Annotated in this window: 18 protein-coding genes; 10 read left to right on the top strand and 8 right to left on the bottom strand. The window is 53.4% G+C overall.

The features are described from left to right. Window positions 1-72: 72 nt before the first annotated feature. The 10 genes from ACTH5D_RS05180 to ACTH5D_RS05135 all read left to right on the top strand — a co-directional run bounded on the left by ACTH5D_RS05180 (window position 73) and on the right by ACTH5D_RS05135 (window position 12780). Entirely contained in the window at window positions 73-396 is a 324-nt protein-coding gene (locus ACTH5D_RS05180) for a hypothetical protein (protein ID WP_441669026.1), read from the top strand. 47 nt (window positions 397-443) lie between these two features. Continuing rightward, window positions 444-758: a DUF1799 domain-containing protein gene (locus tag ACTH5D_RS05175; RefSeq protein ID WP_441669024.1), complete on the top strand. Its 315-nt coding sequence runs from the start codon at window positions 444-446 to the stop codon at window positions 756-758. Between the two features lie 30 nt (window positions 759-788). Continuing rightward, window positions 789-6068 carry a tape measure protein gene (locus ACTH5D_RS05170; RefSeq protein ID WP_441669022.1) on the top strand — a complete coding sequence of 1760 codons (5280 nt, stop codon included), beginning with the start codon at window positions 789-791 and terminating at the stop codon, window positions 6066-6068. Further along, window positions 6065-7417: a hypothetical protein gene (locus ACTH5D_RS05165; RefSeq protein WP_441669020.1), complete on the top strand. Its 1353-nt coding sequence runs from the start codon at window positions 6065-6067 to the stop codon at window positions 7415-7417. The genes ACTH5D_RS05170 and ACTH5D_RS05165 overlap by 4 nt, the downstream gene beginning before the upstream one ends. Further along, window positions 7414-8232 carry a hypothetical protein gene (locus tag ACTH5D_RS05160; RefSeq protein WP_441669018.1) on the top strand — a complete coding sequence of 273 codons (819 nt, stop codon included), beginning with the start codon at window positions 7414-7416 and terminating at the stop codon, window positions 8230-8232. The genes ACTH5D_RS05165 and ACTH5D_RS05160 overlap by 4 nt, the downstream gene beginning before the upstream one ends. Window positions 8233-8236: 4 nt before the next feature. Further along, on the top strand, window positions 8237-10006 hold the full coding sequence (locus ACTH5D_RS05155) for a M14 family zinc carboxypeptidase (RefSeq protein WP_441669016.1): 1770 nt from the start codon (window positions 8237-8239) through the stop codon (window positions 10004-10006). Window positions 10007-10018: 12 nt separating this feature from the next. Further along, window positions 10019-10801, top strand: coding sequence for a hypothetical protein (locus ACTH5D_RS05150; RefSeq protein ID WP_441669014.1), 783 nt, complete (start codon window positions 10019-10021; stop codon window positions 10799-10801). Window positions 10802-10941: 140 nt separating this feature from the next. Next, a complete protein-coding gene (locus ACTH5D_RS05145; RefSeq protein ID WP_441669012.1) occupies window positions 10942-11139 on the top strand; it encodes a Com family DNA-binding transcriptional regulator in 198 nt (65 codons plus the stop codon). Then, a complete protein-coding gene (locus tag ACTH5D_RS05140) occupies window positions 11090-11881 on the top strand; it encodes a DNA adenine methylase (RefSeq protein ID WP_441669010.1) in 792 nt (263 codons plus the stop codon). The genes ACTH5D_RS05145 and ACTH5D_RS05140 overlap by 50 nt, the downstream gene beginning before the upstream one ends. Window positions 11882-12054: 173 nt before the next feature. Then, entirely contained in the window at window positions 12055-12780 is a 726-nt protein-coding gene (locus ACTH5D_RS05135) for an FRG domain-containing protein (RefSeq protein WP_441669008.1), read from the top strand. Between the two features lie 440 nt (window positions 12781-13220). Here the strand turns inward: ACTH5D_RS05135 and ACTH5D_RS05130 are convergent, their stop codons facing one another. The 8 genes from ACTH5D_RS05130 to ACTH5D_RS05095 form a co-directional block, all read right to left on the bottom strand. Continuing rightward, complete coding sequence (locus ACTH5D_RS05130) at window positions 13221-14249, bottom strand: tyrosine-type recombinase/integrase (protein WP_441669006.1); 1029 nt, start codon at window positions 14247-14249, stop codon at window positions 13221-13223. Next, window positions 14233-16071, bottom strand: a complete 1839-nt coding sequence (gene mobH / locus ACTH5D_RS05125) for a MobH family relaxase (RefSeq protein ID WP_441669004.1) — start codon at window positions 16069-16071, stop codon at window positions 14233-14235. The genes ACTH5D_RS05130 and mobH overlap by 17 nt, the downstream gene beginning before the upstream one ends. Before the next feature lie 147 nt (window positions 16072-16218). Further along, entirely contained in the window at window positions 16219-16554 is a 336-nt protein-coding gene (locus ACTH5D_RS05120; protein ID WP_441669002.1) for an FxLYD domain-containing protein, read from the bottom strand. A 311-nt stretch (window positions 16555-16865) separates the two neighbouring features. Further along, window positions 16866-17348, bottom strand: coding sequence for a hypothetical protein (locus tag ACTH5D_RS05115; RefSeq protein WP_441669000.1), 483 nt, complete (start codon window positions 17346-17348; stop codon window positions 16866-16868). A gap of 14 nt (window positions 17349-17362) precedes the next feature. Beyond that, window positions 17363-17626, bottom strand: a complete 264-nt coding sequence (locus tag ACTH5D_RS05110) for a hypothetical protein (protein ID WP_441668998.1) — start codon at window positions 17624-17626, stop codon at window positions 17363-17365. A gap of 81 nt (window positions 17627-17707) precedes the next feature. After that, entirely contained in the window at window positions 17708-18265 is a 558-nt protein-coding gene (locus ACTH5D_RS05105) for a hypothetical protein (RefSeq protein WP_441668996.1), read from the bottom strand. 395 nt (window positions 18266-18660) lie between these two features. Then, complete coding sequence (locus ACTH5D_RS05100; RefSeq protein ID WP_441668994.1) at window positions 18661-19293, bottom strand: recombinase family protein; 633 nt, start codon at window positions 19291-19293, stop codon at window positions 18661-18663. A 157-nt stretch (window positions 19294-19450) separates the two neighbouring features. Beyond that, window positions 19451-21733: a DEAD/DEAH box helicase family protein gene (locus ACTH5D_RS05095; RefSeq protein WP_441668992.1), complete on the bottom strand. Its 2283-nt coding sequence runs from the start codon at window positions 21731-21733 to the stop codon at window positions 19451-19453. Window positions 21734-21750: the final 17 nt, after the last annotated feature.

The following is a 21750-nucleotide window of genomic DNA, read 5'->3' as shown; positions in this document are numbered from 1 at the left end:
CACCCCGTTAACCGCTGCCCAAGCGGCGGTTAAACAGCGTTGCGCTATCAGATCAAACCAGGAGAAATACCCGTGTTCACAGTCAATACAGCCCGAAGCTACAAATATCCCGTTGCCCTCACCGTGTATGACGAAAACGGTAAAGAGAACACCGGCAAATTCAAAGCCACTTTCAAAGTGAAACCTCAGGACGAGCTGCGCGATATGCCCGCCGATACATTGCTGCTGGATGAAGTGCTCAAGGGCGTCGAGGACATTGTCCTGACCGATGATGAAGGTAACGAGCTGAAAGGCGACGACCTGCTGAAGGCCGCGAAGAATGACCCCGCGATCAGCACTGCATTGATTACGGCTTATCAGGAGAGCATTTCAAAAAAGAACCGTGGGCGAATCTAGTCGACGCAGGCAAGCATTGGGCTGAAGCCAGCAATGGCCAGCCCGATTTGGTCAAGGATGACATAGCCGCCTTGGGCATCACGCTAGGCGGCGAGCTGGCCGAAGAGGCCGAGGCAGCGCAAGCCGAGCTGGATCTCTTCGCGGTACTGCCAGAGAACTGGGAGGCCGTGCAGACCTTCCAGCGCTGTTCCCGCCAGTGGCGATTCAGCGGCATGGGTGGCCCGGTGGGGCTGGATGTGCAAGCGGTTATCAGCGTACTCAGCCTCTACCGATTGCCCCCAGCCGAGCAGCTTGAACGGCTGGATCAAGTACAGCTCATCGAGCGCGGCGCGCTCAGCGTAATGAACCAACCCCGCCATTAACCCGGCCCGTAAACGTTAGAAGGAAGCACCGTGGCGAACAATCTAACGCTAAGCGTTACCCTCACTGGCGATAACCGCCAGCTGTCGGGCACCTTAAAAGATGCCCAGGGTGACGTGCGGGAGTTCAGCACTACCACAGAGCGGGAAAGCAAAAAGGCTGAAAGCGCTCTAACGGCACCTAGCCGTAGCGCCGAGACGGTCTCCGAACACCTACGCACTACCCAGCGCGAAGCGCGCGCCTTTGGCACCGAAGCCACCCAAGGCGGGCGTGAAGCCACACAAGCGCTTAGCCAAACGGGTCAACAAGCACAAACCACCACCAGCCACTTCAGCTCACTACGCACAATGGTGGGGCTGGCCTTGGGTGCGTTCTCAATACGCCACGTGGCCGGTTTTGCCGATGGCTGGTCAGACATGCAGTCAGTGGTCGGTGCCGCCATCGGCGATATGAGTGAGGCGGGCGACATGATGCGCCGTATCACTGATATCGCTAACGCATCGTATGCCCCACTGGAGCTGACGGCGCGTACCTATGCCAGCAACGTATCGGCGCTGAGAGATCTGGGCCGAACAGCAGAAGAAACGGCAGATTACACCGAATCGCTCAACCACATGCTGGTGTTGACTGCTACACGGGGGCAGCAAGCGGAGTCTGTACAAAATGCCCTGTCTCGCGCAATGGCCGTTGGCAAGCTACAGGCAGATGGGCTGGAGACGGTACTCGCCAATGGCGGTGAAGTGGCCCAGGCGTTGGCGAATCAACTGGGCGTGACGGTGAGCCAGCTACGTGGGCTCGCAACCGAGGGGCGTATTACCGGCGATGTGATCGCCAGCTCCCTGATTGGCTCGCTGGATGACGTGCGCGACCGCGCCGGAGAAATGCCCGCAACCATTGAAGACGGCTTTGTGCGTATCAGCACGTCCGCCACTCGCCTCGTCGGTGAGTTGGATCAGGCGCTGGGGACATCGGAGGGTGTCGCAGGCATCCTGATCAGTGCGGCCGATATGATGACGGCTGCCATTGACCCGCTGGTCGATAACATCGATACGTTAACAACAGGTGCTGAAATCATGGCGGTGTTGGTTGGCGGGCGTGTTGCTGTTGCCCTCACCACCGCCACTACGGCGATGGTTGCAAAGACTCTCGCTACACAGGCAGACGTACGAGCTGAGGCAGCCGCCGCAGTTGCCGTCACTCGTCGCACTGCAGCAGAAAAGCAGACGGCACTGGCACTTCTCAGCACTGCGCGACTAGAAGCACAGGCTACTAAAGGGACTGCTGCCCATACCTTTGCCCTGCAACAGCTAAGCGTGGCTCGTACGCGGGCAACGACCGCCGCAGGCGCGCATACAGCGGCTATGAATACCGCCACAGCCGCAACGGCGCGAGCTAGCGTAGCAGCACGTGGATTAAGCGGCGCCCTGGCCTTGGTCGGCGGCCCGCTTGGTTTGCTGGTGGGTGCTGGTGGTTTGCTCTATGCGTTTCGAGAAGAACTAGGATTAGTGCGCGCAGCCGCTGAGCCCACCACGCAACGCATCGACGATTTAACCAATGCTATTAGCCAAAATAGCGTGGCCGCCGTTGAAGCGGGTATTGTCAGTCTCGCTACTGAGTACTTCGCACTAGGCCAGCAAGCAGCATCTGCCACTGCTGAAATTGAGCGATTAACCCAGGCTCAGGATAACGATCGTCAAGGCGCTCAAGCTCGCTTACAAAACAATATGCGCTTGCGCGATATGCGCGAAGAGCTAGCACAAGTTACCACCGAACAAGACGCCGCTGGCGAGTCAATTGGCAAGCTTCGCGAAACCTTGGCTGGTCTTGGGCAAACGGTAGTTGAAACGACGAGCTCCACAACTGAATTAGGCGATGCGAGCAAAACAGCCGCCGCTCATGCCAAAGAACTCGCAAAATCCACCGAAGCCCAAGCCACCGCACTTGAAGCTCTGCGCAACCGCCTAATCCCAGGCCGCCGGGAAGTGACCCAGCTAGCGCAGGACATGCAAACGCTAACGCTGGCCATCGCTATGGGCACTGGCAACATCGCCCAAAACATTCAGATGATGGGCCTGCTCCAACAGCAGTATATCGAGGCGCAAAAAGACACCGACGATCTGGCCGATAAGACCGTTAAAGCGGCGTTCACCATGGAAGGCGCCTGGGACGAAGTGCGCCTGAACGGCCTCCGCCGCCTAGATGATGGCTTTGCGGATCTTTGGGAAAGTGCGATAGACGGCAGCATGGATGCTGGCGAGCTAATGAAGAAGGCGCTCATTCAAACGCTGGCCGAAATGGCTCACATTGCAGTCACGCGACCTATCACCGTGCAGTTGGCTACTAGCATGGGGTTTGGGGGGATGGGTGTTCAGGCTGGTGGTGCTGGCGGTTTCAATCTAGGCTCGCTGAAAGGCGGCTGGGATGCTGTCAGCGGCCTATGGGGTGGTGGCTCTGCGGCTTCAACGGCGGCGGCTGGTTATGGCGCGGCGGGCTGGGCAGGCTCTGCAACGGGTGCTTATGGCGGCTGGGCAGGTAGCGCCGCTGCCGGTGCTGCTCAGGCTGGCACCGGGTTTATGGGTGCGGCCAGCGCGGCTGCCCCTTGGTTAGCAGGCGGCCTGCTCGTAGATAACGTGCTGGGCCTGGGCATTGTCGACGGCATAACGAAAGCCATTAGCGGTCTGTTTGGTGGTGGCAAGACGCCGTTTTATGGCGAAGTAGGCAGTGGTAGCGGAATTAAGGCCTATCGCACTGAGACGGCGTTGGGTGAGACAGGGTTTACTCAGCGTCAGCGTATTGAGAAAGCCACCAGCGCCGGTACTCAGGAGTGGGCAGCCGAGCTCTTTGAGGCATCCAAAGCACTAGATACCGTCATTGCGAGCACGGCTAGAAGCACTAGCGAACTGGACGCAATGAAGAATGCTGTTAACAGTTTTAAAGTCGCGTCTGGTGATGCTTCTAAACTGGTTCAAGCGCAGCTAGTCGATAGGACGCTCGTTGCGTTGGAGGCAGCAGGTCACGACGTGACGGCAGCCTGGGGCAACCTGGGTGCAGAAGAATTAGCAGCACGCATCGAGCAAGCATCCGGTGCCATGAGCGTGATGAGCGCCTCGTCTGAACGCCTTAACTTACACTTTGATGCCGCGTCATCCAGCGCCCTTCGTGCGGCTGACAACCTGGCTCAATACGCAGGTGGTGTGCAAAACCTAGCGGCGCTGCAAGACCAGTACTACCAAGCGTTTTTCAGTGAAGCTGAGCGCGCTGCAAACCTACAAGATGACCTGACGCAGTCACTCAACGCAATGGGGCTGGTACTGCCCCAGAACGTGGCCAGCTATCGAGCCTTGGTCGAAGCCCAGAATCTTAATACCGAATCCGGCCAGCGCAACTATGTGCAGCTACTCCAGCTCAGCAGCGGCTTTACGCAGTTACAGGACATGCTCGGCAGCACCGCAACCGGTGTGCGTGACTTCACAGCAGAGCTAAGCGCCGCCCGCGATGCCGTCTCTTCTGCAGAAGACCAGGTGCGCCGCGCCTATGAAGTGTTCAGCAACCAGGCGTTTGGCCAGCAGATCGAGCTGCTCAACCTAATGGGCGATTCGTCAGGCGCGTTAGCCCTAGAGCGCGAGCGCGAACTCGCCACCATCGACGAAGCCCTACGCCCCACGCAGGAACGCATCTGGGCCATTCAAGATGAGATAGCAGCGCAGCAAAACGCCACCGCCGCAGCGCGCAACTATCAGCGCGAGCTTACCCGTGTGCGTGACCAGCTCAGCCAGCAGTTTGCCAACATCGGAAACTGGCTAGACCAGCAGCAAGCAACCAGCGGCACGCCTGAAATCAACTTGGCCACCGCACAAGAGCAGCTCGCTAAGCAGCTGGTGCTCGCCGAGAACGGCGACCGCCACGCGCTACAGAACATCACCCAATACGCCCAGCAAGTACTCGACGCCAACCAGGCATACAACGCTAGCAGCGATGCTGGCCAGCGTATTCAGCAGGATGTGTTTGATGCTATTGCGGGGCTACCTGCTGCTATCTCCGCTGAGCAGTTCCTAGCAGATGAAATACGCCAGGCGTTGCAAGATGCGGTTGGCCAACTGCCTGGAGGCATCGCAACTTCACTGCATCCTCTTTTCGACAGCATCGATCTCGATGCATCTGGGCTAATCGATTGGAACGAGTTCCACAGTGCGTTCCAGGGTATGGCCAGCGATGATGAGCTACGCCGAATCTTCGAAAAACTGGATGCCGACGGCTCGGGCACAATCAGTCGTCTTGAGGCACTAAACCGCTCCAACGAAGGCACAGAGGCGAATACCGATAGCCTAGAGAAACAGGCACGCGACCAGCTTAAAGAGCTTAATGGTCTCGTCAGTGAAATGACCCGCACCACGGATCAGTTCGTATCGCTCAACACAACAATGCTCTCTTTACGTGACGCAATCATCGCCCTGGGTGTTGCCCAGGATGACATCACTCGGATTGAGGAAGAGCGCGCTGCCGCTGAGCAAGCAGAGCGCGACCGCATTAGCAATGAGCGCACCGTGTCTCAGTACACAGCAGCAGCGAATAGCCACATGGCTCAATCCGTTGACGCCATCGGTCGCGCTCAGCGTGGCGTTGATGCTGTGGGGATGGGTAGCCAGGAAATTAGCGAAATATCAAAGCTCATTGAACGCTATGCAGGCGATGATGGGCTACTGCAAAGCAGCGAATACGGCGCGCTGCGAGACACTGTGGAGTCAATGGACCCAGGGCATTACCGGGGCGTTGCGCGTACGCTCGCACTCGCTGCGCGGCACGCATCACAAGCCGCATTTAATGAGCGTGATGCCGCCAACGTGGGTTTATCCGGTGATGATCGTGTTGATGCACAGGGCGTCAATTTCTGGGAACTGTGGCAAGAGCATTTACGGTTTCAAAGCGTAGACGGCTCGCACCGTAACGGCCTTGAATATGTACCGTTTGATGGCTACATGGCCGAACTTCACCGTGGCGAAAAAGTGCTGACAGCTGAGGATGCTGGTGCGATGCGAAATGTCAGTAGGCCCCCGCCCCCTCCGATGCCAGCCCCCAATTTACCGCTGCTGAGCAATAGCGACGTCGTCGAAACCCTGCGCGACCTAAAACGCGAAAACCAGCAGTTACGAGCCGACCTCAGCCGCCTGTTAGAGCGCATCAGCGACAACACTAAGGGCACAGCAAATGCCGTCGCCAGCAGCGCTCAGGTCGCTGAACGTCAACGCCAGGCGCAACTGGATGAACAGCGCGCAGCAACACGCGCCTCGCGCATCAGGGGGCGTGTGCTATGACCGACGTTCAATACGAAAACTGGTTAGCAGACCTGAGCGCACCCCGTGTGCTGCTTGTTGAGCTGCACCACGCTGACGGCGTTGAGTACGTCGCTAACGCCCCGTATATCTCAAGGCCTGGTGACAGTGCGAAAAACCGCATTTATGACGACCTGCTGGCATCAGCTGTCGATATCTCAACGCGCATCGATGGGTTAATCGGGTTTGGAGAGCTGGCACTGGTTGATGACGGTGAGATCACCCACTGGGCTCAACGTGCCTGGCAAGGCCACTCTATATGCATGTACCTCGGTGGCCCTGATTGGTCACTGGATGATTTTAGGCTGCTGGCTAAAGGCCGTAACAACGGCATTTCAGAAGCAAAGCGCGGCGTGCTGACGTTCTTGATGAGCGACGAAAGCAGCGTGCTCGATGAGCAGATCGGCACCGGCGAGCTGCCCAACGAAGCCGGAGCTGTACCGCTGGTACTTGGCCACGTGTTTAACGCACCGGCCTATCGAGTGGCGACTGAAACACTGACGTACCAAGCCTCCTATCTGCCCGTATCGACCATCAGTGCCAAAGATAACGGAAATTTGGTATCGCATACGACCGATGCCACGGCAGGCTCGGTTGAGCTAGCCGCGCCGCTAGTCGGCACCATCACGGTAGACATCGAAGAATCCCACAACACCCCCGCACTGGTCGTTACATGGGTGGCTGATCATTACGGCATCGCAGTCGGTGATATTGACCTACCCGACTACCTAGTGGGCCTCCACTACAGCGGCGCAACCACCGGCAGCCAGATCCTGAGCGATCTGTGTGCAGGCTTGGGTGCGTACTGGTACATCAATGCCCTCGGCGAGCTAGTCGTAAGGCAGCACAACGCCGCTGAAACAGCAGGGCTAATGCTGTTTGCTGATGACATTGTCTATGACCAGATCAGCCTCTCTGAGACTGAATCTCCCTGGAAGAGTTTAACGCTTAAATGGGGCCGCAACCCGGCACCACTCACCACCATTGCTGCCGTGGTTGATGACGCAACGCCAGAGCTGGCGTCACGCCTGCGCCGTGAATGGCAAGAAAGCCGCTCGACTCAGTCAGTAGATAACTACCCGCTGGCTGAAAACGCTGAACGCGACAGCGTCATTCAAGACGCGACGGATGCTGCAACAGAGCGCGATCGGTTGCTGGCACTGCGCTCGGTACGCCGTGAGCTATGGCGTATTGAAGCGTTTTTGCCGCCAGTTGAGATCGGCCAAGCCATCGCAGTCGATCACCTGCGCCTAGCAGGCCGCGTCGGGCGGATCGTCAGCATTGCCCGCTCACCCACACTATCAACCACTGCGCTGGAGGTCTGGGTATGAGTGCCAACATGCGGCTGATCATCGAAAACCTACACGATCAAGCAACGCTCAGCGCGAGTAGCCAGGCATTGCCTATTGCCTATACGCAGCGCAGTGGCCGCTCTTACGTCTGGCGCTCTACAGACACATCGCAGCAAATCATCACAGCCACACTGCCAGGCCCGCGACCGATCAGTGGCGTGGTGCTCTATGGCCACAACCTGAGCGGCTTAGGGTCTGTACGTGTTGAGTATTTGCTTTCAGGGAACGTTGTCTACGATTCCGGCGAAAAAATAGCCTCTGAGTTAATCCCGTTGGGCACCTGGCGTGTGGGGATCGACCCATGGGGTGGGCAAGATCTCACCGAGCTACCACGCGTGCAATCCACAACATGGACTGCTGAGCGGATCGCAGACAGCTACCGCATCACGCTGGATAACCCCGACAACGCGGACGGCTATTTGCAAGTAGAACGCATCTTCGCAGGTGCAGCGTACTCGCCAGTATTTAACGTCAGCTATGGCGTTTCATTGGAGTGGCAAGACTTCGCCGAGCACCAACGGACCGAAGGCAATTCGCTGCGCACAATCGGTGAAGGCTCAGCGCGCCTGCTTACCTTCAATCTTGATTATCTCGACCGTAACGACATGGCCAAGCTTTCACGGGCGCTTCTTCGCGTCGGCAAGCGGCAGGATATCTACGTATCAACATACCCCGAGTGGGGTGGCTTTTTAGAAGCCGAGCACGCTTTCGTTGCGCGCCGTAAGAGCAACTACGGACGCACCCATAACAGAGTAGAAAACTGGCAATCGCAGATAGCCTTTGAGGAGGTATAAGACCATGGGAGCCCCTGAAATTCCCGACTTCAATGAATACAGGTTTGCGGAAGGTGAAACTCGACAAGTCATCGAGAAGCACAATCTGCAAATGGGTGCATTGAACACCTTTGCGGAAGGCCTGGTTGATTATGTGAAAGAGCAAGGCGAGGCGCTGCTGGTCGCTGGTGGGGTGATATTCCCGACTGTAGCGGCTGGCATGGCAGCGGCGTCAGATGGTAGTTATTTCTATGCAGAGTCAGGCGCGACGAATGCATCAAAGACGCTCTACCAGCGGCTTTCCGATACTCAGTATCGGAAAGTGGCGGATGACCCCAGCGTTGAATTTTTGGAAGGTGTAGCTGCTGCGCAGATGGTTGCGCTAGAGCTTGCCAGCCGAGCTGATGCTGAAAGAACCGCATTTAATTGGGGCAAGGAAAGCCAATCGAAGGGTGGTATTACACCTCTGCTTATCGGCGATGCAGGTACGTATCTATTGGCAGCTGACAATGGATTTATCGTTAATCCCGTACGCAAGCTCTTTAAGTGGCCGTCTGCGAATGAAGAGGAGTTTTTTGTCAATTTAAGTGGCCGCCGTATAGCCCGTTTTGACAGCAATGGGCAGCCGATAGTTGACTATAAGAAAACGTTCGCATGGAAAAATGATGCGCTAAGTGGTTCGACATATCTGCACGTCGACAAAAACGGCGTCGTTTTTGAATCATGGGATGCAGCCGGCGCCCGCATTATCGGTGGCAGCGGGCTGCCGAGCATCAATCAGCTCCCCAGAACGGATCAGCACATTAACTCAGGCGCCCCCTGGTTAAATAAAAATATGCTTGAAGCTAAACCAGATTACGACAATTTGTACGCTGTCTCGGCAAGAGATGTTTTTGCGACGCATTTGGACGTCTATGCCTACCTGGACCAGCTCATTGCTGAGTTTACCGATTACGTTACGTCTGAGGTGTTAGGTGTTGATGAATGGGGTAGCGAGATCAAAGCGTATACATTCCGCGCTGCTGACTACTCTGGTGCGGGTAATTCATATCCCCAGGATGAGGTTGATTATCCAAGGATTGTGATCTCGGGGGGCACACATGGAAACGAACCTCACGCTGCTAAAGCAAACATCCATTTCGTTTCAAATCTGTGCCGACGCTGGAAGGAAGATGAACGCTTAAGCGGGTTGCGTTGGAGCTGTGAAATTGTCTTGATCCCGATTGTATGTCCCTCCGGCTATAACGCGATGAGCCGGAAAAACGGAAATGGTGTAGATCCCAATCGCAACTATCCCGCCGACTGGGAAAACGGCGGCAGTTCAAATCCCAGTAGCTGGTCGTATAAGGGCACTGCGCCTGCCTCTGAACTAGAGACGCAGATCATCACTTCTGTTATGCAGCTCGGGGGCATCGATGCATGGATCGACCACCACCGTTTTACATCGCTGAACAACGACTCTAATCGAGAGGTCGTTTGGATGGGCGTGCGTGAGCCGAGACCCATCGCTATTGCGGCCAAAATGATTACACATGACGTTAGCTGGGTACGCGCGAAATACGACTATATCTGGCAAGACAACTCATCATTGGGGCGTTTGGCTCAGTCGTCTAACGGGACGGTAGCGAGACAAGCTACAGCAGAAGGCATCGACGGCTATTTGCTGGAAACACCTAACCATTTTCTCCAGGGTGGCACGTTTGACATTTATCGCCATGCCACGGAAGCCGTTACTCATCTCGCCCACTTGATACACAAAGTGGAAATGGATTCACGAACACTGAGCATAAACTAAGAGGCTAATGACATGCGTAACTACATAAAACTACATGGGTACGAATTTTCCAATTCTAACGGTCTGCCCGTTGTTCAAGAGCGAGAAGAAGATACATTTATCGGCAACGCTCCGGGGTGGAGCCTATTCTCTACGCCGAGGTACGAGGACAGCGTTAGCGTTTCGAACAACACAGTTCTCAACGCAGTCACGGGGGCTGACAGCGAGTCGAGGAACGGCAATATCGCGCTCGGACAGTTTCAAAACGGGCAGCGTAGTGTTCGCGCTACAGATGCAGCGCCGGTTAATTACTATCAGACGGTTGCGATCAACCCGGATGCGTGGTCGTTTTTAGCTGTCATCGCCCCTTCTGAGGGAGGAGGGGTACCTCAATACCTGGTCAGGCATTCAACCACTGATGAAGTAGGCGATAAAACAGGGCTGATTATCGGCTGGACCGGAAACACGACAGAGACCCTGCTGGTTTACAAAAGCTTTATTAATGCGAGTGGAAACCCGGTCAGGCTGAGCCACGTAATGAATTTGGCTCAACGAAGTACGCCCACGCTCATCTGCGTCACATTCTCAACAGAGCGAGGATTGAGCATCTTTGATAACGGAGTACTTGTTGCGACAGCACCTGATGACAAAACCCCTCTGGATATAGACATCGACGGCCCGAGAAACTTGATGTTCTTACAAAATACGCGGGGTGATTATGGCCCGATGGGTTTGCTCAACACCGATTTCAGTGCCGCTGAGAATGCGGGGCATCGCCGGGCTATCGAGAAATTTTTAATGCAGAAGTACCACTAGAAAGGAGTGACCACCTAAGGTGCGGGAACACCGAAGGTGGTCACCAACAAGCAGACCAAGCCTGCCAGTCGGCCTAGACTCCCCTGCCTCGCGAGGCACTGGAAGTCTAAGCCAAACGTTAGAACGTTAGAAGGCTTGGCATGGTGTTAATTGAAATCCGTTGTAAGCAGTGCAACCGCAAGCTGGCCAACGTCAGCGACTACCAGTTCATCGAAATAAAGTGCCCGCGTTGCAGGCACTTAAACCAACAGAGAGCCACGAGCTCCAAACCTTTAGAGGAGATGCCTCGTGGCTACCCCAATCATTCCCTGGATGGGCGGCAAGCGCCGCCTCGCTGACCGTATCTTTCCGCTAATGCCACCGCACCAGTGCTACGTAGAGCCCTTCGCAGGAGGGGCCGCGCTGTTCTTCCTACGCCCTTCGCCCGCAGACGTCGAGGTGCTTAACGATGTTAACGGCGACCTAGTGAACCTCTACCGTGTTGTGCAGAACCATTTGGAAGAGTTCGTCAGACAGTTCAAGTGGGCGCTCTCCAGCCGCCAGGTGTTTGAGTGGCTCAAGATGACGCGGCCTGAAACACTCACTGACATACAGCGAGCAGCCCGCTTCTACTATCTACAGCAGAACGCCTTCGGTGCCCGCATCGAAGGCCAAAGCTTTGGCACTGCTACCACAACACCACCGGGCTTAAACTTGCTACGCCTTGAAGAGACACTCTCAGCAGCCCACCTGCGTTTATCGAGCACATTTATAGAGCGCCTGAGCTGGCAGAACTGCATCGAACGCTATGACCGACCGCACACTCTCTTTTATATGGACCCACCCTACTGGCAGACAGAAGGATATGGAGTACCCTTTGGCATAGAGCAGTACGAGGAAATGGCGAGCATGTTGGCCAAACTAAAAGGCAAGGCCATAATCAGTCTCAACGACCACCCAGACATCCGCCGGATCTTCGCGGGCTACCACATCGAAACCACCGACATTCGCTACACCGTCGGCGGCGGCAAAGGCTCAGACGCCAAAGAGGTGCTGATTTTTAGCTGGGATGTGGAAGCTGAACCGGCAGGGTTGTTTTAATTTCAGAGGTAAGTTAATTGCTTAGAGAACAACAATTCGAAAGTGCGCGGCAGCTTATGGAGCACCTCTCTCCATTAAACAACCTGCAATGGGGTAGAGGTGCATACATTTTTCGTGGCCAACCCTGCAGTAGCTTCGGATTAGCACCTTCAGCGTTAAGAACCGTTGGCCCCATGGCTGCTGGTTCAGTGATGCGCTCCAGATTAGATTATGGTGAGCGTCAAATATTATTTGAGCTACAAGTGCTCAGAGCATTTATCCGTGCCTGTGATGCAACGGGAATTCCGATTCCAGGTGACTCAGACCTTCTTCGAGCTGAAATAACGGGACTGGTGTGGGAGTTACCTTTTACAAGGAATGACGGAAGCTGGCCTCCGAAAGTAGCTCGCCCAGTACTGGCTACAGCTCAGCACCACGGCGTTCCAACTTGTTTACTTGATTGGACAAGAAGGTCTTATGTTGCTTGCTATTTCGCCGCTTCTGCAATGCTCCATGCATCCGCCAGAAGTGAGCACATAGCTATTTGGGCTCTGAATAGACGCAAGCTTCAAGATTGGGGAGCAGTTGAGCTTCTTGAAATGCCCGGAGCGACTAGCACCAACCTAGCAGCACAGGACGGCGTTTTTACAGTATCTACGCTCGAAGCAACCATGGGTGGGGGAATGGAATCAACGACAGTTGAAAATCTGCTTCATTACGATGATTCCGACAACGATCCTATCCCCTTACTTTGGAAGTTAACATTGCCCACAAGTGAAGCGCCTGAGTTGCTGCGTTTATGTGCTGACTTCGGAGTAAAGGGATCAACGCTTTTTCCCGGATACGAAGGTGTAGCCCGAGAGGTTAAGGACAAGGCTTTTGCAGGCGAGCTGGCCAACACTTTTCCATACATAGATTAGGTGCCAAATAAAACGCTAAATGGTTAAAACCGCCGGCTATTCTTCTATGCCAAATCTAGTGCTAGAAAGTGCCAAATCTAGCGCGCGCTTACAGTCTTGAGAGAAACGGTACACACTACGGTACGCAGATGCAGAATTTGGGGAAGGAAACAAAAAAGGCCGCCGATGAAGGCAGCCTTTTTAAGTCTCTAACATGTTGCTTTTAACCATCTTTAGATGGTGCCGACACCAGGAGTCGAACCCGGGACCTACTGATTACAAGTCAGTTGTCACTTTGTTAGCGGGCTAAATAAAATCGCATGACTCTACCAGCATCTGCTTAGTGGTCGACCTGTGGGATACTCGCTGACCAGGAAATATCGATTAATGAATTTCCACCACTTTGCAAGATCATTATCGTCACGCGCCTTCTCGCCTGTCAAGCTGATCAATCACTAATTTCACCTCAGTGATATATGCGGGATATTCAAGTCGAGACTTGAATCCCCTAATACTTGCTCTTTACGTGAGTGCCGCTGATCCAGGTACTGTCGAAGCATATTCAGATCAGGGCTGATGTACTCAATTGTTGATCGTATATCTGTATGTCCACAGATCTGCTGAGTAAGATACAAGTCTCTCCCCTCGCTACGCATCAGGTCTGTGGCCAGGCTATGACGGAACCGGTGTGGTGTGATGCGGCTTCCACAGTAGCGTGATAATTGCTTGAAGAATCGCTCAACTTGCCACACATCCATGGTCTTGCGTTTCGTTCGTACCGAAAAAAGATTCACATTGAATAACTGATCGTAGCGCTGGCAACCTGCAGCATGCGCCGAGGTCATCAGCGTGGCTAAATGGGGATATAATGCGTCAGTTATCGGTAGCACCGCCTCATAGCTGTTTTTGGCTCCCTCGGCAGAAGCAACTAGCCGACGGCGCTTGAGGTGAATGTCATTCGGTTTGATGCTCAGCAGCTGATTCAATCGAATGCCTGTGTGATAGAACGTCTCTACCACCACTTGCCAAAACCATGCTGGGTGAATCGGAGCGGGCTGCCCCTTTACAACTTCATAACGTCGACATAACTCCAGAGCCTCTCGTGCAAACACGATATCCTTATCCCTTAGTGTTTTGCGTCCGCGTTTCTTTTCGCGCAGGAATACCTTCTCGAACGGGGACGTATGCACCTGTATAGGAATCAGCTCGTGGGATATCCCGAACCTGTATAGCGCCTTGAGGTGCCGGGCATAATTGTTCCAACTGCTTTCCTCGATCCCGTCAGGATTGCGATCTGATTTCACAATGGCCAGTCGCCAGTTAAGCACATCCCGACGGCTCACCTCACTAGGTAGAACATGCGTGCCGATATATCGCCTAAAGAGACTTACTGGACCGATATAGCTCGTCTGTGTTTTTGTTGAAAGCCAACGCTCTACGAACATTTCCTCAAGTAACTCGCTGAAGTCACAATTACGCACCCTGTTCATATTCAGCCTCCGCACCATCCTTGATTAGTGAGAGGAACACATTGTCGTTGTTGCTAGGTGTAATGCCGCTATCTAGCTTCAAGCGGTATCCCTTGAGGATATTGCCACGCCGATTTGGGCCCCGGACATTCACTTCCCAGATGTTCATCTGCTGTTCTGTCTTGAGATGAAGTCCCTGCTTCTGGAATCGTTGCTGGACCTTATTCCAGGGCTTATCGGACCCAAATGTCACGTTACAGAATCGTTTAAAAATCCCTGGACTTACGAGAAAGTAAGTCCCGTCGACGACGTGTACAAGAGCCTTCGAGTCATTGACAATGAGCTTATGGGTGGCCAAGCCATTTCGTAGCCACTGCACAAAGTGCTCACCAGGATCGCTTGGAAATCCAGGATCATCTACCTCCCTACTTGATTCGGCAGACTCACTAACATTATTTTTGACTTCAGTTGATTTTTCTGGAGGTGGTTCCTGTTTTTCTTCGCCAGTGATCAGGGATACCATCTCGTCGAAATCAAGCACATCACTAGTCGAGGCTGGCTTGCTTTCCGCCTGGGGCTGCAGTTCTGGTGATGCAGGAACCTCAGCTTTCGTCTCCTGATCCGTAACCAGCACTTCAGTGGAAGCAACACCGCTTGCTTCTGCCCTCTGTGGCTTACTGCCATCCTTGCCCTTCACAGCTTTCCCGCTCACCACGGCCAACGTCCCGTTGAGAGCCGGGGGACGCTCCTCACCTGGCCCCCAAATCAACCCAGCTGGAACCTTGAGGAAACTCAGAGTTGCCTGCCATTCGTCAATTTGGATGTCCGCCTTCCACACTGACTTCCCCTCGCCTGCCTCCTCAATCAAACCATGAGCCTGCATCTCATCGTACATACGGGCGGTGTTCGAGGGGACACCGCCGACCCCATGTTCAAGCAGGTAGGCTTTGAGCTGATTGGGGACGCTGGGCGCGACAATCCATAACGCCTCTTCTGTCAGATATGCCGGTGCCCGTGGCGTATTCAGGGCCAATTGCTCCTTGACCAAGTATCTGAGGGCGTCGGTCAATTTGCGTTGAAGTGACTCAACCGGTGCCTGTAATGCCTTGGTCGGGTCGCCACCCAGGTTACTGGCCACGCTGGCCCGATCCGCCTGGCTGACGATCTCGCCGATGATGCCAGCCTCACTGCTATACCCTGACATGGTGAACATCAATTGTTTGAACACCTCGCTGTCGCCGTATAACCAGTCGAGGATCCTCCCATCGAGAACCCGGTGGCAGAGCAATCCGTTTGTAGCCTGATGGAGCATGTAATCCCGGCTTTTGCGGTACCGGACTCGGTACGGGCCGGGGATCGGGCCATGCCAAATTCGCCATACACCGCCATCTTTAGTGAAGATGTCGACATCGAGCAGCTTAGCCGCGTCATGTAAGAGCGCCCCATAGGCCACTGCTACAGTCCATCGCTCACTTGAAGATGACTGCTCCTCTGGCGTAGCACCGGGCGGTAACAAATGCTGTTGACGAATTCGTAGGGCGTAGTTCACCGCTTCCAGTCCGTGGTCCAGCATGCCACCGGCATAGGCGTGGTGGTGAGACTCGGATGCAGGAAGCAGCTGTACGAGTTCGGCGTAGTTTTCCAGCGGTCTTTGTATGAATTCACGGAATACTGGTTTAGTCAGTGAAGTCAGATCCCACAACGCTTTGATGACTTGCTTGCGATACGGCTGATCGAGAAGCTCGTTTCCAGATAGGGGCTTTAGCCAGCCATCGTCATCTTGATGGTGCGTCTGTAGAGGGGAGATTATCGTATGTTGAAACAGGCGCTTGAGCATGAGCATTAGTTGCCTCGACAGTAGTCAATTAGCTATCTGACGTGGTACAAGCGCTCAGAGAAAGAGGGAAATCTAATCCCCATCATGGAGATTAACTTTCTCCCAATCCCCTATTGTGGTGCTGACTTCCCCAGTCATGCTATCCCTTCGACGTTAAAACGCCCGGATGTTCACAAGGCGATAGCTCGTGACAGAGGATTCAGAGAATAGTGCGCGAAACCTCCAAGGCACACCGGGTTCAATATGGTTTCCATTTGCACGGGCTTCTCCAACCTTAGCACCCGAGCGGTCATATAGATTGAATGTGAGTGTCGCAGCAGAAATCATTTCGTCCGTTGTGCTATGGGCAACACCAACGATCTCGTGGCCGTGGCCGGAGTCAAGTGCTATTACTTCCGTATTCTCCACTCGCAATAGATCTTCATCAGCAATTGCCGGAGAAACGAAACTGATAGCTGACAGTAAAAAAATCGAAAACATCCTGGTCATTTAGCATCCCTTAATAATTCTTAGCAACAGTGCATTAACAATACAACAAGCACTTAACCCCCGGCAACTACCCAACACCACTTTCTGCTTAGTTGCCAATGCCATGGTCTCCAGATACTTTACAGTGGCATAAAGTACTTACCGTCCAGGCGGATTGTTGTGTAATAAGTACGCTGCATTTTAAGTGTACTCACGATATATTTTTCACTGATTACTTCTCGGCATCATGATGGAATCAGGAACGAGTTCATGTGTTACTCCTACTTTTCCTTGCCAGATATGATTGCGCTCATATTCAGACATTGCCGTGCTCACAGGGAAGGAAACACACCCTTGGCGCCATCTCTCCAGATGATTTGAGCGATCTCTGGCTTACCAGCAGCTACAAGGTTGGCCATCAAGCCACCCGCCTTAAACAATTCTTCAGCTTCAGACTTAATGATATCAAATGGGTCACTGACAACATCTGAGAACTGAACCCTAGCATCAAAAGACATTTGGGCTATAGGGCTACGCTCAGATAATCCATCTGATAATTCAAGCGCCTCATCAAGCCCTCCGCCTTGACTAAGAAAGAGTTGCTTCCCATATCCCGCCGCCATGAAGCGCGTCCTATAGATCCCCAGAACGAACTCACGAATCTCTTTGTCTGATACTCTTCCTGATAAGCACTCACCGTGCATCAAGCCCAGAAACTTGATTATTTCCAATTCCCTAAAATCGTCCAGAGTTTTCGCATATACATCATCCGCGTTTACGGACCCACTACTCCCAGCATTTTCCCGTTGTGTCATGGTCTCTTCCTAGATCAGTTATCACTTACGACGTATTTATACGCAGATATTAATTTAACGATCATTGCTAAAGAAATGACGGCCAAAGGTACGCCAAATAAGACGAGAAGAGCTTTAACTATGTTAACTATGGCCACCCCGAAACCTTCAACACTGAGGATCATAGGCACAACAATGGTAGCGCTTAATGACACTGCGAACAGAATTACTATTCGAATCGCCCAAACAGCCAACTCAGCTACCTTAGATACTTTGATTACTGCTTGAAATTTTGTCATGGAGTCAGCTTCTGTCGGCAGCCGACCCAACGGTTCGGCTCTCGACAGGCCCCGGTGACCCAGGGCTGGAGCCTTAGCAGGCTATCTTAGCTTTGCGTACTCGCTCTCCTCAGCTGACAATTGATCCTGGTGCAAATAGTCGCCTGGTAAAGGCGGAGGTGTAACTAGCTTTGCTCGCTTGGTTTCGGGGTCTCTCACCGTTACTAACCCTACCACCTCTCCTTCTTCTGTTAGCGCCCAAGCAGCGACTTGGTAAACGGTGCAGGGGCGCTCGTCGTGTGGCGAATTCTCGTGCCTAAAGTACCAATTCGTCGCTGGCGAAATCTGTGCGTAGCTCATAACTCTTTTTTCCTCAAGGGTTGTCTTGACGAGGTCATGGTACGCCTCTAGAGGCGTACGCTCAAGTTCCAATTCCCCACTCCGCTTCACCCTGTACGCAACTCGGATCAGACGGTCGGCTTCCTCGTACCTGGCCACCGCATCACTCACCGTTGAGCGCGTGGCGCCCGTCTCCCGCCTGGCGTCGGTTTGAGACATCCCTTCCACCAGAACTCCCCTTGCTGCACGGTTGGCCGCACTCTCGGGGCTACCACGCATCAGCTTCACCAGGGCGTCATATTCCGCTCCCGTCATCGCCATCAAATGATTCTCCGTACAATGTCACCCAGGCGGGCCGGAGCGCCCGCACAGAGCTTTTTGACCGCCTCCAGAGACTCGATACCCTGGATTTCGCTGATTGGGATGACCAGCCCGTCGCCGCTACTTATGAAATGGCGCATCAATTCAATTATTGAAAATGACACGCATTCTCTAAAGAGGGGAACGCATATAAGACTATCTAAATACCTTGGGAAATAGGACATTTTATTTGCGCGGCATACATCAATTTAGCTATTGATTAATGGTGATTTGTAATTTGACAAACTATCAACGGACATCCATCTACAATTAGCCGACTCATAACTTTACGGCAACGAGCTACCCTGAACGCTTCAAGAACCCCAGTTACATGAAAAGGATATGAGGCATTCTACTCAGACACCATGCTTCTTAACAGACATCACGGTATTAGTACTACAACCCAAAATGTTAGCCACCCCCCTAACAGAGTAGCCACTGCCATCACTATGGTTAGAATTAAGCAATAATTCGATCTGCTGGCGAAGTTTAGTGTTTTTCTTTCGCCCTGAATATTTTCCTTCAGCCCTTGCTTTACTAATGCCCTGCTTTTGACGGAAACGACGATCCTCATAGTCTTTTCGTGCCACCGCTGCCAGAGTATCAAGCATCATACCGTTGACTGCATCAAGTACACGCCCTGTAAATTCATCCGAGGCATTAGTCGAGAGAGCAAGGTGGCTTGTTGGTAGGTCGAGCGCGACGACCCGTAGCCCCTTCGCATCCAGCTCTCCACGCAATAGACGCCAATCGTCCCGGTTCAGACGAGAAAGCCGATCTATGGCCTCAACCAGCAAGACATCACCAGGATGGGCATCATTCAAGAGTCTCTGCAATTCCGATCTCTGAGAGGATGCACCTGAAGCATTTTCTGCATACCAGCTTGCGATGGGAACACTGTGCTGAACTGAAAAATCTATCAGCTGCTGACGAGCTCGCTGAGAATCCTGCTCAGAGGTACTCGCACGAAGATAGGCACGTATAAACATCGATGCACCTGTAGCGAATAGGGTTAGCGATAAGACCACGTTGCGAATTGAGTGATTGTCAGCACATTATCGCTACACTCATCAGCTATCACAACTCGTGGCGGATGGGATACACCCTAAGTAACACAACAAAAACCCCTCCGAAGAGGGGTTGAATTCAAGCGACCAGTTGCCTGGCTAATTCCATCTCTACGGAATCACCATCCGTATTTAGGATATCAAGACCGGACTCTGGAACGTCTCCCGACGTGCTTTGAGCTACTGCTATCTTCCTTGCCATTAGTGCCAGGCACTTGATTTGTGATGTTTGGGCATAACCCAAGTACAACACACGTACCGGCATTTTCTGACCGATTCGCCAGGAGCGCCTAGCCGCCTGTAACAGCGTATAAACGTTCCAGCCGGTCTGCATAAAGACGATGGTTGGAAAATCCAGCAGATCCAATCCTGTTTTCACTAGCTCAGGATTGGCTATGACCACGTCGACCCCACGATCAACTTGCTCTGCAATCCAATCCTCTCTCCTTGTGGTCTCTACGCTGGAACGAAGTACCGCAGTTTTAAAACCGGCTTGCTCAAGAACACGTTTCAGGCGGCTGCTGGTGTCGCGTTTGCCTGTGTAGGACGTATAGACCAACACTTTGCGTCCTTCAGCTTTCTCTCGCTTACAGATCTCAATGAGCTCCCGTTCCTTGGGCATGAGCTCTTGCTCGCTAAAGATCGTTTTAACGAGCGCTAACAGGTTGCCATTGCGTGGGTGCTTAACTGTTTCCTGTCGGAAACTGCAATCAGGCCATGCAAGGAGCGCGTTAAGCACAACGCCTAGTAGAGTCGTGTCCCTCCGAGCTAATGCTTGCTTTAGCTCGGCGGCCAACTGGGCTTCTAGTCGCTGATAGGCGAAAGACTGCCCTTCATCCATCGGTACCTCTATGAACTCTTCATCGTAGGGCGGCAGTACGTTGCCCCCGATATCTTTGAGTTTGAGGAAGACGGTGAAAGGCAGCACATAACGCATGATCCCCTTGGGGCCGAAGCCTGGGGCTTTTACGGTGCGCACTGACAGCTTTTTGCCTTTCGCTGTTTTGTGCGAATCACCGTCGCGCTCGGTGTAAATGTCTTTCAACACCCCATGGTCACGCAGGAACGACATGGCCGCAGGCCCCATCGACCCCCTGTCATTAGGGCTATAGCCATCTTCAATCATTCTGGACGTCAGAATTCTGAACAGCAGATAGAAGAGATCATCGGCATATCCCCCCATCAGAGTGCCCGTGAGCAACAGTGTCTTTCGCGCCTTAGCTGCTAGGACTCCCATTGCTTGCCCCTGGGCAGACCCCGCATTTTTGTACTCATGACCTTCGTCTACAATAAGCAGATCAAATGTCTGATCAGGTAGATAACGCTTAACGAACTCAGTAGCCTGGTAGCCACCTTCTCCAAAGCCAAATTCCATCGTGGCCATGATCCGTTCCATCCGCGTTGCTTGTCGATCGGAGAACACTAGGTCACCGTTTTCATCCATCAAGTTTAAGAACTCATGGATGTTGTCACCAAGCATGGAAGCAAGGAACTCTTCGCCGAATTGACCGACGAGTCGTTCAGATGTGACTTTGCCGATCGTTGGCAGTTTACGCAGAGCTTTCAACACCATATCGCGCTGTACATTGCCGGTAGCCCGTTGAGGACGCATAAGCGTCCATAATGCGTTACCACAATGCTGGCATTTTTGTCGCCGCTCCTCACGCAAGAACTGCACCATGCTGACGTGTTCGCCATCGCTATCGAGTATCGAGCCACCACAGTCAGGACATGAGGCCAACTCTCCACCACGGACACATTTAGCTGCTACTGGTCGCCAGTGGAACCCCATTCGCATCCTTACTCGGCCGAGAATGAAAAACTCGGGACGCCCATCATCAGGCGTGCCAAGAGCAGAACGAAGCTTCAGTAGCTTTGCTAGCGTATCCGGGCCATTGAGCACCCATACTCGTGCATTAGGAATGGTCTCCAATATCTCGCGCCGCCACTTATAAACCAAGTGGGGTGGTGCGATTACTTTAAAGCGGCGATAGCCTTCCGCATGGCATACAGCAGCCATGGCAATGGCTATCATAGTTTTACCCGCTCCCATCTCAGCATTAATGATGCCAGCAGGTTCATTGCGGTCGAGCATTAACGCTGCGATCGCCTGTACCACTTCTGCTTGGGCAGTAAACGGTTTGCGTGCCAGGTCATCCATGATGGCTTGTCGCTCTGTGTTACCCGCTCCGTCATAGACGGGCGGGTGAGATCGGCTCAGTGACTCAAGCAGTCCATCCCCAAACTCTTCAATGAAGTCATTCAGATCTACCGTAGGCCCGAAGCTATTAGCATCGAATGCCCCTGGAAGATTTTCGCTTACAGTGCCGGCCAACGCCGGTGATTTGGTCATTGGGTACATGATCGTCTCTCCTATGA

Origin of the sequence: Halomonas sp. (assembly GCF_052095695.1) — a bacterium.
Classification (GTDB): Bacteria; Pseudomonadota; Gammaproteobacteria; order Pseudomonadales; family Halomonadaceae; genus Vreelandella.
This window is presented reverse-complemented; position numbering and strand designations above follow the sequence as displayed.

What these genes read in the sequence shown, in the direction of transcription:
- ACTH5D_RS05095 (WP_441668992.1), bottom strand. Translation starts at nt 21,733, where the DNA reads ATGTACCCAATGACCAAATCACCGGCGTTGGCCGGCACTGTAAGCGAA.
- ACTH5D_RS05130 (WP_441669006.1), bottom strand. Translation starts at nt 14,249, where the DNA reads ATGAACAGGGTGCGTAATTGTGACTTCAGCGAGTTACTTGAGGAAATG.
- ACTH5D_RS05155 (WP_441669016.1), top strand. Translation starts at nt 8,237, where the DNA reads ATGGGAGCCCCTGAAATTCCCGACTTCAATGAATACAGGTTTGCGGAA.
- ACTH5D_RS05110 (WP_441668998.1), bottom strand. Translation starts at nt 17,626, where the DNA reads ATGACAAAATTTCAAGCAGTAATCAAAGTATCTAAGGTAGCTGAGTTG.
- ACTH5D_RS05150 (WP_441669014.1), top strand. Translation starts at nt 10,019, where the DNA reads ATGCGTAACTACATAAAACTACATGGGTACGAATTTTCCAATTCTAAC.
- ACTH5D_RS05115 (WP_441669000.1), bottom strand. Translation starts at nt 17,348, where the DNA reads ATGACACAACGGGAAAATGCTGGGAGTAGTGGGTCCGTAAACGCGGAT.
- ACTH5D_RS05160 (WP_441669018.1), top strand. Translation starts at nt 7,414, where the DNA reads ATGAGTGCCAACATGCGGCTGATCATCGAAAACCTACACGATCAAGCA.
- ACTH5D_RS05165 (WP_441669020.1), top strand. Translation starts at nt 6,065, where the DNA reads ATGACCGACGTTCAATACGAAAACTGGTTAGCAGACCTGAGCGCACCC.
- mobH (WP_441669004.1), bottom strand. Translation starts at nt 16,071, where the DNA reads ATGCTCATGCTCAAGCGCCTGTTTCAACATACGATAATCTCCCCTCTA.
- ACTH5D_RS05120 (WP_441669002.1), bottom strand. Translation starts at nt 16,554, where the DNA reads ATGACCAGGATGTTTTCGATTTTTTTACTGTCAGCTATCAGTTTCGTT.
- ACTH5D_RS05145 (WP_441669012.1), top strand. Translation starts at nt 10,942, where the DNA reads ATGGTGTTAATTGAAATCCGTTGTAAGCAGTGCAACCGCAAGCTGGCC.
- ACTH5D_RS05105 (WP_441668996.1), bottom strand. Translation starts at nt 18,265, where the DNA reads ATGGCGATGACGGGAGCGGAATATGACGCCCTGGTGAAGCTGATGCGT.
- ACTH5D_RS05135 (WP_441669008.1), top strand. Translation starts at nt 12,055, where the DNA reads ATGGCTGCTGGTTCAGTGATGCGCTCCAGATTAGATTATGGTGAGCGT.
- ACTH5D_RS05100 (WP_441668994.1), bottom strand. Translation starts at nt 19,293, where the DNA reads ATGTTTATACGTGCCTATCTTCGTGCGAGTACCTCTGAGCAGGATTCT.